Source organism: Burkholderia sp. MSMB1078WGS, assembly GCF_001528895.1.
GTDB lineage: Bacteria > Pseudomonadota > Gammaproteobacteria > Burkholderiales > Burkholderiaceae > Burkholderia.
This window is the reverse complement of sequence record NZ_LPDI01000040.1, coordinates 1-14,427: the sequence shown is the minus strand read 5'-3', so window position 1 is coordinate 14,427 and position 14,427 is coordinate 1. Positions and strand designations below refer to the sequence as shown.

10 protein-coding genes are annotated in these 14,427 nt (G+C 68.5%); 5 read left to right on the top strand and 5 right to left on the bottom strand.

All coding sequences use genetic code 11. The annotated features are described in order from the left end of the window. Window positions 1-366: 366 nt before the first annotated feature. The 3 genes from WT24_RS10665 to WT24_RS10655 form a co-directional block, all read right to left on the bottom strand. Window positions 367-3,501 (bottom strand): hypothetical protein, encoded by a 3,135-nt coding sequence (locus WT24_RS10665; protein ID WP_060033382.1) that lies wholly within the window; start codon window positions 3,499-3,501, stop codon window positions 367-369. A 510-nt stretch (window positions 3,502-4,011) separates the two neighbouring features. Next, window positions 4,012-5,256 (bottom strand): FAD-binding oxidoreductase, encoded by a 1,245-nt coding sequence (locus tag WT24_RS10660; RefSeq protein ID WP_059791688.1) that lies wholly within the window; start codon window positions 5,254-5,256, stop codon window positions 4,012-4,014. Window positions 5,257-5,323: 67 nt separating this feature from the next. Then, entirely contained in the window at window positions 5,324-6,103 is a 780-nt protein-coding gene (locus tag WT24_RS10655; RefSeq protein WP_060033379.1) for an ABC transporter substrate-binding protein, read from the bottom strand. A 374-nt stretch (window positions 6,104-6,477) separates the two neighbouring features. Between WT24_RS10655 and WT24_RS10650 the strand changes: the two genes are divergently transcribed. From WT24_RS10650 to WT24_RS10630, 5 genes are all read left to right on the top strand, one after another. Next, a complete protein-coding gene (locus tag WT24_RS10650) occupies window positions 6,478-7,452 on the top strand; it encodes an ornithine cyclodeaminase family protein (RefSeq protein ID WP_060033376.1) in 975 nt (324 codons plus the stop codon). Then, on the top strand, window positions 7,449-8,243 hold the full coding sequence (locus WT24_RS10645) for a transcriptional regulator (RefSeq protein ID WP_060033373.1): 795 nt from the start codon (window positions 7,449-7,451) through the stop codon (window positions 8,241-8,243). Before WT24_RS10650 ends, WT24_RS10645 begins: the two co-directional genes overlap by 4 nt. A 186-nt stretch (window positions 8,244-8,429) precedes the next feature. Beyond that, window positions 8,430-9,161: a DsbA family oxidoreductase gene (locus WT24_RS10640; RefSeq protein ID WP_060033370.1), complete on the top strand. Its 732-nt coding sequence runs from the start codon at window positions 8,430-8,432 to the stop codon at window positions 9,159-9,161. A gap of 120 nt (window positions 9,162-9,281) precedes the next feature. Further along, window positions 9,282-10,721 carry a DHA2 family efflux MFS transporter permease subunit gene (locus WT24_RS10635; protein WP_060033367.1) on the top strand — a complete coding sequence of 480 codons (1,440 nt, stop codon included), beginning with the start codon at window positions 9,282-9,284 and terminating at the stop codon, window positions 10,719-10,721. 297 nt (window positions 10,722-11,018) lie between these two features. After that, window positions 11,019-11,807 carry a sulfite exporter TauE/SafE family protein gene (locus WT24_RS10630; RefSeq protein ID WP_060033675.1) on the top strand — a complete coding sequence of 263 codons (789 nt, stop codon included), beginning with the start codon at window positions 11,019-11,021 and terminating at the stop codon, window positions 11,805-11,807. A 153-nt stretch (window positions 11,808-11,960) separates the two neighbouring features. On the opposite strand, the gene WT24_RS10625 is transcribed toward WT24_RS10630, so the two are convergent. Continuing rightward, window positions 11,961-13,796, bottom strand: a complete 1,836-nt coding sequence (locus WT24_RS10625) for a S10 family peptidase (protein WP_059501102.1) — start codon at window positions 13,794-13,796, stop codon at window positions 11,961-11,963. Between the two features lie 356 nt (window positions 13,797-14,152). Next, on the bottom strand, window positions 14,153-14,427 hold a 275-nt coding region (locus WT24_RS35090), incomplete at its 5' end, for a hypothetical protein (RefSeq protein WP_218921567.1).

The window sequence follows — 14,427 nt, the reverse complement described above, 5'->3', positions numbered from 1 at the left end:
GCCGCGCGTCATCCCTTCCATGCGTCGGTCGGGCCGCCCAGCGCACCGCATGCGTCGATCGCGAGCTCGCGCAGGCGCGTTCCATTCCGGTCTCCTTGGCGGCTGCCGCCGGACGGGACGATCGGTTGCGTCGCGATCATTATCCCGCCGGCCGGCCGTGCCGGAACTCGGTATGTAAACGGACGGCGACGGCCGGTTATTCCATGGCACGCCGTGCCGCAACGCGGCGAGCGGCGGCGATCATTGATGCGAAGAAAGAAAACGGCAAGCCCGAAATGACAACGCGGCATGACATCGCTGTCATGCCGCGTTGCGCGACCGTTGCGCACGACGGCCGATGCGGCGCCGTCGTGCGGTTTCGGCCGGTTACCTCGGCAGTGCGCCGGTCAGCGACTGGAGCAGCGTCGTCACCGGTGCGAGCGGGTTGTTCGGCGAACTGTTGCCGGAATGCGGCGTCACCGACAGGCTCGGCGCGGAGCCGAGCACCGTGCCCACCGACGTGCCGACCGCATTGACGACCGTCGCCGTCGAGTTGGCACCCGTCGTTAGCAGCGACCCCACCGCGCCCGCCGTGCCGCCGGCCGCATTCGCGCCCGAGCCGAGCAGACTGCCGCCTGCCGCTGCCGTCGAACCGGCCGCACCCGACAGCGCGCCGGCCGCCTGGCCGAGCGCAGCCGGACCGGACGCGAGTGCGCCCGTCACCGAACCGAGCGCGCCAGTCAGTGCGCCGGCCGGGTTGCTGCCGCCCGTCAGGCCGCTCACGAGGTTCGTGATCGGCGCGATCGGGCTGTTGCCGGCCGCGCCGGACAGCGTGCCGACCACCTGGTTCACGACGCCTTGCACCGGCGCCAGCGGGTTGGAACCGCCGAGGTTGCCGAGAGCGCCCGTCACCGAGTTCAACGCGCCCGTCAGGGCGCCGGCCGGATTGCCGCTGCCGAGCGTACCGACGACCTGGTTCACGACACCCTGCACCGGCGCCAGCGGGCTCGTGCCGCCGAGGGCGCCGAGCGCGCCCGCCACCGAGCCGACCGCATTGCCGATCGCGCCCGTGGCCGTCCCCACCGCGTTGCTCAGCGTGCCGGCCGCGTTGCTGCCGCCGAGCGTACCGACCACCTGGTTCACGACGCCTTGCACCGGCGCCAGCGGGTTCGTCCCGCCGAGATTGCCGAGCGCGCCCGTCACCGAGCCGAGTGCGCCGGTCAGCGCGCCGGCCGGATTGCCGCCCGGCAGGGCGTTCTGCAGACCGCTGACGAGGTTCGTGATCGGCGTGATCGGGCTGCCGCCGCCTGCACCCGACAGCGTGCCGACGACCTGGTTCACGACGCCCTGCACCGGCGCCAGCGGGTTCGCGCCGCTGAGCGCGCCCGTCACCGAGTTCAGCGCGTTCGTCAGCGCACCGGCGGGATCGCCGTTGCCGAGCGTACCGGCGAGTTGCGTGACGGCGCCTTGCACCGGCGCCAGCGGGCCGCCTGCGCCACCGACGTTGCCGAGCGTGCCCGTGATCGTGTTGACCGCGTTGCTCAGTGCGCCGGCCGGGTTGCCGCTGCCGAGCGTGCCCGTGACCTGGTTCACGACGTTCTGGATCGGGGTGATCGGATTCGCGCCACCGCCGAGGTTGCCCAGGGCGCCGGTTACCGTGCCGAGTGCGCCGGTCAGAGCGCCTGCGGGGTTACCGCCGCCGATGCCGCCCAGTGCGCCCGTCACCGTGCCCAGCGCGCCGGTCAATGCGCCTGCGGGATTGCCACCGCCGACGCCGCCCAAGGCGCCCGTTACCGTGCCGAGCGCGCCGGTCAGAGCGCCCGCCGGGTTGCCACCGCCAACGCCGCCCAAGGCGCCCGTTACCGTGCCGAGTGCGCCGGTCAATGCGCCTGCGGGGTTGCCACCGCCAACGCCGCCCAAGGCGCCCGTTACCGTGCCCAGCGCGCCCGTCAATGCGCCTGCCGGGTTGGCGCCACCAAGCGCGCCGGTAACACCGTTCACCACGCCCTGCACCGGCGCGAGCGGATTCGAGCCGCTGCCAAGGTTGCCCAGTGCCCCCGTGACCGTGCCAACGACACCGGTCAGTGCGCCGGCCGGATCGCCACCGCCGATCGTGCCCGTGAGCCCGTTCACGACACCCTGAACCGGCGCCAGCGGATTCGAACCACCGCCGAGATTGCCCAGTGCGCCGGTGACCGTGCCCACTGCGCCAGTCAGCGCACCCGTCGGGTTACCGCCACCGAGTGCGCCCGTTACCTGATTCACCACACCTTGCACCGGCGCCAACGGGTTCGCGCCGCCACCGATACCGCCCAGTGCGCCCGTTGCCGTACCGAGCGCGCTGCTCAGCGTGCCCGTCGCCGTGTTCAGCGCGCCCGTCAATGCACCGGCCGGGTTGCCGCCGCTCAACGCACCCGTCACTTGATTCACGACGCCCTGAACCGGCGCCAGCGGGTTCGCGCTGCCGCCGATCCCACCCAGTGCGCCCGTTGCCGTACCGAGCGCATTGCTCAGCGTGCCGGTTGCCGTGTTCAGCGCACCGGTCAACGCACCCGCCGGGTTGCCGCCGCTCAACGCGCCCGTCACTTGATTCACTACGCCCTGAACCGGCGCCAGCGGATTCGCACCGCCGCCGATCCCGCCCAGCGCACCCGTCACCGTGCCGATGGCGCCGGTCAGCGCACCTGCCGGATTGCCACCACCGAGCGCGCCCGTTACCTGATTCACCACACCTTGAACCGGCGCCAGCGGATTCGCACCGCCACCGATCCCGCCCAGTGCACCCGTCACCGTGCCGATGGCGCCGGTCAGCGCACCCGTCGGGTTACCGCCACCGAGTGCCCCCGTTACCTGATTCACCACACCTTGAACCGGCGCCAGCGGGTTCGAACCACCGCCGATCCCGCCTAGTGCGCCCGTTGCCGTACCGAGCGCATTGCTCAGCGTGCCCGTCGCCGTGTTCAGCGCGCCCGTCAATGCACCGGCCGGGTTGCCGCCGCTCAACGCACCCGTCACTTGATTCACGACGCCTTGTACCGGCGCCAGCGGATTCGCGCCGCCACCGACATTACCCAGTGCACCCGTCACCGTGCCAGCCGTATTGCTCAGCGTGCCCGTCGCCGTATTCAGCGCACCGGTCAACGCCCCCGCCGGGTTGCCGCCACCGAGCGCGCCCGTTACCTGATTCACCACGCCCTGTACCGGCGCGAGCGGCTGCACCGTGCCGCCGCCACCGCCGAGTGCGCCCGTCACCGCCCCCACGGCGCCCGACAGCACTTGCCCCGGCTCCCCCAGCGACGTCTGGATCGCGCCGGACCCGCCCGCCGTCAGGGTCACCGAGCCCAGCGGCGACGTGCCCGTCGCGGCCAGCCCGACCGACACGCTGTTCGTCGGCGGATTGACGATCACTTGCGGGATCGACAGCGCATCGAGGGCCCCCGCCATCGCGGAACCCGAAGCCAGCACGCCGAACACCGTCGCGACCGACAGCGCCACACCCGTCAATTTGAAATTCTGTCCCATCTTTGTTTTTCCCCATCTCGGTTGGCACTACGTTGACAAAGCATGGGGACGGAGTGCACGAAGCGTGCCAACTCCAAAAACCGGCCGTTTCGTCTGCCTACTTATCGGCAATAACGATTTTTAAATCGATTTCAGGTGAAATTGGTGGGTTGTCGAGCCCAAATCGTCTGATGAAAAGGCCTCCGGAGCGCGGATGTAACGTAACGTTTGCGAGCCCCGCGGTAACGTGTTCCGGTACATTCCGCGTAACGCCTGAATGCGCGGCCGCGATGGAGTCTATACCGTCGGAACTGGCTGCCCATTACGCATTTCAGCAATATGAAAATGCATTGATAAATCGTGAATTTGCTGACTTTCTTTTATCGCGCGATTTTCTTTCCTATCGATTACGCAGATCATTTCCGATTGCGTGGATTTCGACAATCCGGACGGCAAAATGAAAAACAGTGAACGACACGCGTTGCCACCGGCGCATGCCGGTGGCCGAATCCGCATCTGCGCACCGCGGGTTCAACCGAAGCGTGCGGGCCGGTACGGACGGGGATCGATATAGGTCGGCGCGCCCGTCATCATTTCGGCGAGCAGACGGCCGGTCGCGGGCCCGAGCGTGAGCCCATGATGGCAGTGGCCGAACGCGAACCACAAATGGCGGTGGCGCGGCGCAGGCCCGATCACCGGACGCATGTCGGGCGTGCACGGCCGCATCCCGAGCCAGGGCTCCGGATCGAGCCGCTCGCCGATGCCGAACGCGTCGCGCGCCAGCGGCTCGGCGCGTGAGAGTTGCACGCCGGTCGGCGGCGCGTCGCGCGGCGCGATCTCGACGCCGGTCGTGAGCCGCAGGCGGCCGCCCTCCATCGGCGCGACGACGAAGCCCTCCTCGGTATCGCACACGGGCACGTTCAGCAGCGTGCGGGTCGGCAGGTAATGCATGTGATAGCCGCGCTTCGCGCGCAGCGGAATCCGGTAGCCGAGCGGCGCGAACACCCGATCCGACCACGGCCCGAGCGCGACCACGGCCGAGCGCGCCGAGATCGGCCCGTGCTCGGACCCGACCTGCCAGCCGTCATCCACCTGCGCGAGCGTCGTCGCGTCGCCGCGCACGAACGTGCCGCCGTCGCGCTCGAACAACCGCGCATAGGCCTTGGTCAGCCCGCCCGGGCTCGACACCGTCTTCGGGTCCTGCCAGTGAAAGGCGCCGCAGAAGGCGTCGCCGATACCGGGCTCGCGCGCGCGCAACGCACGCGCGTCGAGCACGGTCATCCGCAGCCCGTGCGCGTCGGCCACGCGCTGCTGGGCGCGCGCTTCCGCGTCGAACAGCGCGGGCGAACGAAACGCCTCGATCCATCCGCCGTCGTGCACGAGCGGCTGCGCGTCGGTGCGCGCGAGCAGCGCATCGTGCTCGACGACGCTCGCCGCGACGAGCGGCAGCAGGTCGCGCGCGGCGGCCGCGAGCCGCTGCGGCGACGATTCGCGCCAGAAGCGCGCGAGCCAGCCGGCGTACTCGGGCAGCGCCTTGTAGTCCCAATAGAGATCGACCGAACGGTTGCGCGCGTAGCGCAGCAGCGTGCCGAGCCGGCGCGGAAACGCATACGGCACGACCGACGAGCGCTCGATCAGCCCCGCATTGCCGTGGCTGGTTTCCTCGCCGGGCGCGCGCCGGTCGACGAGCGCGACGCGCAGGCCGCGATCCTGCAGATGCAACGCCGACGACACGCCGACGATGCCGGCCCCCAGAACGATGACGTCGAAATCCATGGTTCCCCGCACTGCGTCGAGATGGGAGGCGCCGTGCGCCAGCCCCGCGGCCGGCGCGCGGCGGCGCTTACTTCGCGATGATGTCGCGCTTGAAATACTTCCGCGACAGCGCGCTCAGCGTGCCGTCCTGCTTCAGCGCGTCGAGCGCGCCGACGATCTTCGCCTGCAGCGCCTTGTCGTTCTTGCGCATCCCGAAGCCGGTGCCTTCGCCGAGCGTCGCCGGATCCTTCAACGGCTCGCCGACGATCCGGTAGTCGCGACCGGCCGGCTTGTCGAGGAACCCGTCCTGCGCGGTTTGCGCTTCCTGCACGGCCGCATCGAGACGCCCCGCGACGAGATCGGCGTAGATCTGATCCTGATCCGGGTACGACACGACGGCCACGCCCGCATCGGCCCAGTGCGCCTTCAGGAAATCCTCCTGCGACGAGCCCTGCAGCACGCCGACGTGCTTGCCGCGCAGGCTCGCGACGTCGGGCTTCAGCGGCGAACCGTGCTTCGCCACCATCACGATCGGCACCACGTAGATCGCCGGTGTGAAGTCGATGCTTTGCTTGCGCTTCGCGGTGATGTTCATCGCCGAGTTGATCGCGTCGAACTTGCGCGCCTGCAGCGCCGGGATCAGCCCGTCGAACGCATTCTCGACCCACACGCATTTCATGTTCAGCTTCGCGCACACCGCGTTGCCGATGTCGACGTCGAAACCCTGCAACTGACCGGCCGGCGTCTTGCTCTCGAACGGCGGATAGGCAGCTTCGATCCCGAAGCGCAGCGTGGTCTGTTCCGCATGGGCCGTGACGGCCGCGCACGCGAGCGCCGCAGCGGCGCAGAGGGAAAGTTTCCGGTTCATGACGGTCCTTCTGTTCTGGATTGAGGCTGGAGATCGGTCGTGCGACGCCCTCGACCGGGCGCCAGCGCGGCATCCGAGGCACTCAGCCGCCTGGCGACGTGTCGGATCCCACATGCCAAATATAGACTTAAAGTCTACTATAGACTATAGGGGATACGAGAATGTCGCGCCAATTTCTCGACGTCGAAATTTCGTAGCCTGCTTCCAACGCCTTTGATTCCATGGTGTTTTTCATGAATCCAGCAATGACGCAGCGTCTCTAAAAGAAAAATTCTCCCGATTTTGTTTGTCTATATTAGACTTTTCGTCCATCACGAACCCTGCCGGACGCCGTCTTTCGAGACTTTCTGTCCAGCCCGAACCGGAGATGTCCGATGACGCAAACCGTCCCCACCCCGCCGCTGATCGTCGACGAAGCCGCAGTGCGCGCGGCGCTGCCGTCGCTCGACGTGCTCGGCACGCTGCGCCGCATGTTCGCGTCGCTCGCCGCGGCGCGCGCAGTGCAGCCGCCACAGACGCTCACGCTGTTTCCCGATCAGGCCGGCGACTTCATCACGTATCTCGGCGCGCTCGCCGATGCGCAGGTATTCGGCGCGAAGCTGTCGCCGTACATCGTGACGGGCGGCAAGCCCGACGGGAGACCGATCGTCACCGCATGGACCGCGCTGATGTCGATGCAGACCGGCCAGCCGCTGATGTGGTGCGACGGGGGGCTCTTGACCGTCGAGCGCACGGCCGGCACGACGGCGCTCGCGGTCGACTGCCTCGCGCCGCGCGACGCGCGTCATCTCGCGATCGTCGGCACGGGCGCGGTCGGCCTCGCTCACCTCAGGCACACGGCGGCGCTGCGCGATTGGGACACGATCCGCGCGTATTCGCCCGCGCTGGCCGGCGATGCGGCGCAGCAAGCGGCCCTCGCCGCGCTCGACCCGCGCGCACGCGCGGCGGCGAGCGTCGAGGCCTGCGTGCGCGACGCGGACGTGGTGATGCTGTGCACGTCGTCAGGCACGCCCGTGCTCGGCGACGGGATGCTCACGCGCCCCGCGCTCGTCACGTCGATCAGCACGAACGTCGCGCGCGCACACGAAATCCCGCCCGCGTGGCTGCCGGACATGGACGTCTACTGCGACTACCGGCACACGACGCCCGCGAGCGCCGGCGAGATGCAGATCGCGGCGGCCGAGCACGGCTGGGATGCCGGCCGGATCGTCGGCGACCTGCCCGCGCTCGTCGCCGGCACCTGCGCGGCGCCGTCGCGCACGCGTCATGCGTTGTTCCGCTCGATCGGCCTCGGGCTCGAGGACATCGCGATCGCGCATGCGCTGTACACGCATCTGACGCGCGCATGAACGGCATGCGCACGCGGGGCCGATACAATGGCGCAACCGCCGCGGCGGCCGCGCGCGGGCGCACGGGCATGCCGGCCGACGGTGCGCCGGCTCGCCGGCCCGACACGCTGCCCGGCTCCCGCCCACCCGAGATCGCGACACCGATGCGCAAGAAGAAATCTCCCGTCAAAGACCTGCTGCTCACCCGCTATGCGCCGATCGCCGACGGCATCGCCGCACTGTTCTTCCCGTACGCGGAAGTCGTGATCCACGACCTGCACGACCAGACCGTGCTGTATCTCGCGAACAACCTGTCCAAGCGCGAGGTCGGCGACGATTCCGCGCTCGAGGAAATCGATCATTCGGCGCGCGAGCGCGTGATCGGCCCGTACGAGAAGCTGAACTGGGACGGCCGGCGGATGCGCTGCGTCAGCAACGTGCTGTTCGACGACGAAGGCCGGCCGGCCGGGATGATGTGCATCAACTTCAACATCGCGGTGTTCGACGAAGTGCGCGCGACGCTCGATCTGTTCATCAAGGGCGCGGGCGTCGTCGCGCAGCCCGACGAGCTGTTCCGCGACGACTGGCAGGAGCGCATCAACACGTTCCTGCACGGCTGGCTGCGCGAGCGGCAGGTCGGGCTGAACGGTCTCACGCGCGAGCACCGGCGCGAGCTCGTCGAGGCGCTGTACGCGGAAGGCGCGTTTCGTGGCAAGAGCGCGGCGAACTACGTCGCGAACGTGCTCGGGATGGGGCGCGCGACGGTCTACAAGCACCTCAAGCACCTGAAGGAAACGCAGAGCGACGCGTGAGCGCGACGCGGCGGGCACCATCGCGGTAGCCCGGCGTCGGTACCGGGCCGGCGGTTCCACGCCCCTGCTTCGCGACACGCGGGCGCGCGCCCTTTCGCACCGTGCCACACGGTTCCGCGAGCGACGAAGCGTCGAAACATAAAGTGATATAGTCTCGGTTACATTTTTTTGCCGCCCGGACCGCCCATGACGACCGCTCCCGCCCCGACTGCCCGCCCGACCCTGACCGTCGAAATCTGGTCCGACCTGATCTGTCCGTGGTGCTGGATCGGCAAGCGTCGCTTCGACGAGGCGCTGGCCGCGTTCGCGCACGCCGACCGCGTCGACGTCGCGCTGCGCGCGTACCGGCTGATGCCCGGCCAACCCGTCGAGCCGGTCGAGGCGATGCTGGCCGACAAATACCGGATGGCGCCCGCGCAGGTCGACCAGATGCTGCGCCAGGTGACCGATGCGGCCGCGAGCGTCGGGCTGCGCTACGACCTGCCCGGCACGCTCGTCGGCGACACGCTCGACGGCCACCGGCTCGTGAAGCTCGCGCAAGCGTCGGGCCGCGCACACGCGCTGACCGAGCGGCTCTACCGCGCCTATTTCTGCGAGCACGGCTCGCTGTTCGATCATGCCGTGCTGACCGAGCTTGCGGTCGAAGCCGGGCTCGAGCGCTCGGCCGTCGAAGCCGTGCTGCGCAGCGACGCGTATCGCGACGAAGTCGAAGCCGACATCGCGCGCGCCGCACGAATCGGCGGGCGCGGCGTGCCGCTGTTCGTGTTCGGCGGCCGCTACGCGGTGTCGGGCGCGCAGCCGGCCGACGCGTTCGCGCGGGCGCTCGATCAGGCGTGGCGCGACGGCATCGTCGAACCCGGCGGCGACGACGCAGCCGCCTGCGGCCCCGACGGTTGCGAACTGCCGGCTCGATCGTAACGGCTCATCCCGCAGCACGCGCGCCACTACGCGACGCTCCTGCCACAAACCGGCAGGAAGCCCGCGCCGCCGGCATCTACAATGCATCCTTTCAAATAACTATCGGAAGGCTGCAGGCCCATGACCCACGGGATTCACGGCGAGAAGCGCTGGTACGCGCTGATCGTGCTCTGTCTCGGCGTGCTGATGATCGTGCTCGACAGCACGATCGTAAACGTTGCGCTGCCGTCGATCAGCACCGATCTCCACTTCACCGAAACGGCCCTCGTATGGGTCGTCAACGCATACCTGCTGACGTTCGGCGGCTGCCTGCTGCTCGGCGGCCGGCTCGGCGACCTGTACGGCCAGCGGCGCATGTTCCTCGCGGGCCTCGTCGTGTTCACGCTCGCGTCGCTCGCGTGCGGCCTCGCGCAATCGCAGGCGATGCTGATCGCCGCGCGCGCGGTGCAGGGGTTCGGCGGCGCGGTCGTGTCGGCCGTCTCGCTGTCGCTGATCATGAACCTCTTCACGGAACCCGGCGAACGCGCACGCGCGATGGGCGTCTACGGCTTCGTGTGTGCGGGCGGCGGCAGCATCGGCGTCCTGCTCGGCGGGCTGCTGACGAGCTCGCTGTCGTGGCACTGGATCTTCCTCGTCAACCTGCCGATCGGCGTCGCCGTCTACGCGATGTGCGTCGCGCTGCTGCCGCGCACGCGTGCGCCGGCGGGCACCGCACGGCTCGACGTCGCCGGCGCGATCACCGTGACCGCGTCGCTGATGCTGGCCGTCTACGGCATCGTCGGCGGCAACGAGGCCGGCTGGCTGTCGACGCAGACCGTCGCGCTGATCGGCGCGGCCGTCGTGCTGCTCGTGCTGTTCATCGCGATCGAGTCGCGCGCCGCGCATCCGTTGATGCCGCTCACGCTGTTCGCCGCACGCAACGTCGCGCTCGCGAACGCGATTGCCGTGCTGTGGGCGGCCGCGATGTTCGCGTGGTTCTTCCTGTCGGCGCTGTACATGCAGCGCGTGCTCGGCTACGGGCCGCTGCAGGTCGGCCTCGCGTTCCTGCCGGCGAACCTGATCATGGCCGCATTCTCGCTCGGGCTGTCGGCGCGCATCGTGATGCGTTTCGGGATCCGCGGCCCGATCGCCGCCGGCCTGCTGATCGCGGCGTGCGGCCTCGCGCTGTTCTCGCGCGCGCCGGTCGACGGCGCTTTCGTGTGGCACGTGCTGCCCGGCATGACGCTGCTCGGCATCGGCGCGGGCGTCGCGTTCAATCCGGTGCTGCTCGCCGCGATGAACGACGTCGACCCGGCCGATTCCGGGCTCGCGTCGGGCATCGTCAACACCGCGTTCATGATGGGCGGCGCGCTCGGGCTCGCGGTCCTCGCGAGTCTCGCCGGCGCCCGCACCGACGCGCTCGCGGCGGCACAAGCCGCGCCGCTCGACGCGCTGAACGCCGGCTACCACGCGGCATTCGCGTTCGGCGCGGCGTTTGCGACCGTGGCCGCGCTGATCGGTTTCGCGCTGCGGATCCGGCCGCAACGCTCGGTCGAAGGCGCAGGACCCGCGATGCACTGACCGTCGGCAGCCGGACGGGAACCGGCCTCGAGTCGGGGCGTGCAGCATCGCGCCCTTTTTTGTGCGCACCGGACGCGGCGTACACGCCCGGTTCGCCCTGCCTTTCAGGCCGACGACGCCTCTCAGCCCCTGCTCAAACGCCCGTTTCACGCCCGCCGGCCGTCGCCGCGCGCCCCCTCGCGGCCGATTTTTAACCCAGTCGTACGTTGACGCGTCACTTTTGCGACAATGGCGGACTTTGATGCGCGCGCCGCGGCCGCGCGCCGCCGCCGAACGCCGCATAACCGCCTGCTTCCGATGTCGCTTCCCCATATCGATCTGCTGTACTCCCTGTCCGGCCTGTTCGTCGGCATCCTCGTCGGCCTGACGGGCGTCGGCGGCGGTTCGTTGATGACGCCGATTCTCGTGCTGCTGTTCGGCGTCCACCCCGCGACGGCGGTCGGCACCGACCTGCTGTACGCGGCCGCGACCAAGGCCACCGGTACGCTCGTCCACGGCCTGAAAGGCTCGGTCGACTGGCGCATCACGGGCCGGCTCGCGGCCGGCAGCGTGCCGGCCGCGGCGCTCACGCTATGGTGGCTGCACACGCACGGGATGAACACGCCGGGCACCGCGCGGATGATCCAGCTCGTGCTCGGCGTTGCGCTGCTGCTCACGTCGCTCGCGTTGATCTTCCGCCCGCAGCTCACGGCATTCGCCGCACGCAACCCGCTCGCGCCGAGCCCCGCGCGCACGCTGTGGTCGACCGTGCTGACGGGCGCCGTGCTCGGCGTGCTCGTGTCGATGACGTCGGTCGGCGCCGGCGCAATCGGCGTGACCGTGCTCCTGCTGCTGTATCCGCTGCTCGCGACGACCCGCATCGTCGGTTCCGACATCGCGCATGCGGTGCCGCTCACGCTGGTCGCGGGCATGGGCCACTGGCTGCTCGGCTCGGTCGACTGGTCGATGCTGCTGTCGCTGCTGCTCGGTTCGCTGCCCGGCATCGTGCTCGGCAGCCTGCTGTCGGCGCGCGCGCCCGAGCGGCTGCTGCGCAACCTGCTCGCCGCGACCCTGGTCGCGGTCGGCGTGCGGCTCGTGCTGGCGTAAGCGGCGAGGCCGCCCTTTCCTCCGCGGTTACACCCTTTTCCCGTCCGGCGCATGACGCGCCGGCCCAGCGCTCGCTGCACAAAAAACAGCCCGACCGGCCTGCGCCGATCGGGCTGTCGTCCATCCGGGGCGGCGCGCGCCGCCCCACGCCGCTTACTGCCCCTGCTGCTGCAGTTTCTGCTGCTTCATCTGCTGCGTGCGCGCCTGCAGCTTCAGCACGCGCTGCAGCGCGGTGCGGTTCGCGAGGATGCCGTCGTAGAAGTTGGCGAGATCGCCCTTCAACGCGGTCCGCGATGCGTCGTTCAGGTAGATCATGTGACCCGACGGGTAGTTCTTGATCGTCAGGTTCTGCGCCTTGAGCGTCGGATCGAGCGGCATCTGCGCGAGCGTCAGCTCCGTCTGGTGGAACGGCGTGACGGCGTCGAAATAGCCGTTCGCCGACAGCACCTTCAGGTCCGGGTTCACGCTCATCGTCGACGCCAGGTCGCCGGCCGTGTACAGCGTATTGCCGCCGCCCTTGTTCGCGCCGGTCGGGTCCGTGTGGCTGAAGTCCCAGTTGTTGAAGACCTGGTCGTTCAGGTCCACGAACGACGACGTCGACGTGTACTTGAGGTCGGTGTTGATGTAGCTGTTCCACAGCACCGTGTATGCGCCGCCGACGTTCGTGATCGACGGATCGTTGCTGCCCGAGTTCGGCAGGATGTACGGCGCGATGCCCTTGCCCGTGAAGTTCGCGCGACCGTCGTACTGGCCGATCTGCGTGCCCGGCACGAGCGTCAGGAAGAACGTGTACGGCGGGTTGTCGTCCGACGACGGCACGTTGCCGAGCGCGGCCGGGTTGCCGAAGGTCTGGATCAGCGACGTCGGGTCCGTGCCGATGTACGCGCCCATCTGCTGCGCGGTCTGCAGGTTCAGGTTCAGCCGCACGTTCACGAAGCCGCCGTCCTGCGGGTTCGGCTTCTGCGCGAGCGGCGCGAGCGTGTTGTCCGCGTAGTTGCGGGCCTGAACCATGTACGCGTCGAGATCGGTCGGCGTCGGGTTGAGCGTCGTCTTCTTCCAGTAGAACGCGTCGGCCGCGAGCGTCGGGAACGTGCCCGGCGCGGACAGCGCGTTCGCGTAGTCGAGAATCGACGACTGCAGCGTGATCCCGTTCAGGTCGATGCCGTCCTCGTGCAGCACCCACGACACGACCGCGCTGCGCGCGGTGCCGTACGACTCGCCGTACAGGAACTTCGGCGAATTCCAGCGCGAATACTTGGTCAGGTAGCGCTGGATGAAGCGGTCGATCGAGCGCGCGTCCTGGTCGGTGCCCCAGAAGTCCTTGTTCTTCGCCGGCGCGATCGCCGTCGAGTAACCGGTGCCGACCGGGTTGATGAACACGAGGTCGGTGCGGTCGAGCAGGCTGTCCGGGTTGTCGAGCAGCTTGTACGGCGCGGGCGGGGTGAAGTTCGGGAACGACGACTGCAGGCGCTTCGGCCCGTACGAGCCGAGCAGCAGGTAGACCGACGACGAACCGGGGCCGCCGTTGTAGAAGAACGTGACCGGGCGCGGCTTCGACGGGTCCGGATTGTCCTGCGTGTACGCGACGTAGAACATCTTCGCGTTCGGCGCCGACGTGATCGGATCGATCGTCGTCAGGTGGCCCGTGGTGGCCGTGTACTTGATCGTCTTGCCGCCGATCGTCACCTGGCGGTGCACGACTGCCGCGCCTTCGGTCGAATCCGTGACCGCGTCGTTCGGCCCGGTGCCGTACACGTCGGTGTCGACGTACGGCTGGTCGGCCGCGGCGGCGGCCGTTGCGTCGGTGCTGGCCGACGTGCTGCCGCTGGACGTCGCAGCCGCGGTGGCGGCCGCCGCACTCGGGCTCGGCCCGTCGTCGCCGCCGCACCCCGTGACGAGCAGCGCCGCGGCCGCTGCCGCGGCGAGCGGTACGCTCAGGGTCGTTCCAAATAGCGCGAAACCGTCTTTCAAGGACTTGCGTGTCGTCATTATTGCCTCTCGAACAGAACGATAAATACCGCCGGCCGCAAAGGATCATTTGCGCCGGCGCTCCGCACCGGGAATGCATTCGTTATGCGACGCACTCCGAGTTTTTTACCGGATCGGCGAATACCGATCGGCACGATTTACCCCACCCACGTTTTTTGCAACCGCACAATGGAATCAATTCCATTGCGAACGGCAATTCAACGGTTTGCAGCAATACGAATGCATTTCGCAAATTCGCATGCGCACGAAATCGACGACCAAAGGACGCCCTGCGAAGCCCGCCCGGCAACGCGCCTTCACTTCGAACAGACGAACGATCCCGGTCGGCGCGATACCGATTAATCGCGAAACGGCGATCAAGCGCGACGCGAGTCGACTGAATAAAATCGAAAGGATCGATTAACCAAAAGGAAAGGAATATTCTCGTATCTGGAATTTATTAAATTAAGTGAAAATACCGGCGCATAATAGGTTCCGGATTTATGGCCGTAAAGTAATAATTTGTTACGGCGCTCGCCATTCGAATAAAAGGCAGTACGGGACCGATTCCAGGCGATCGGGATAGGGGCGGTCAGAGAGTCTGACCGATCCCCTCCCACACCACCCGGCATGCGGGTCCGCACCGGGCGGT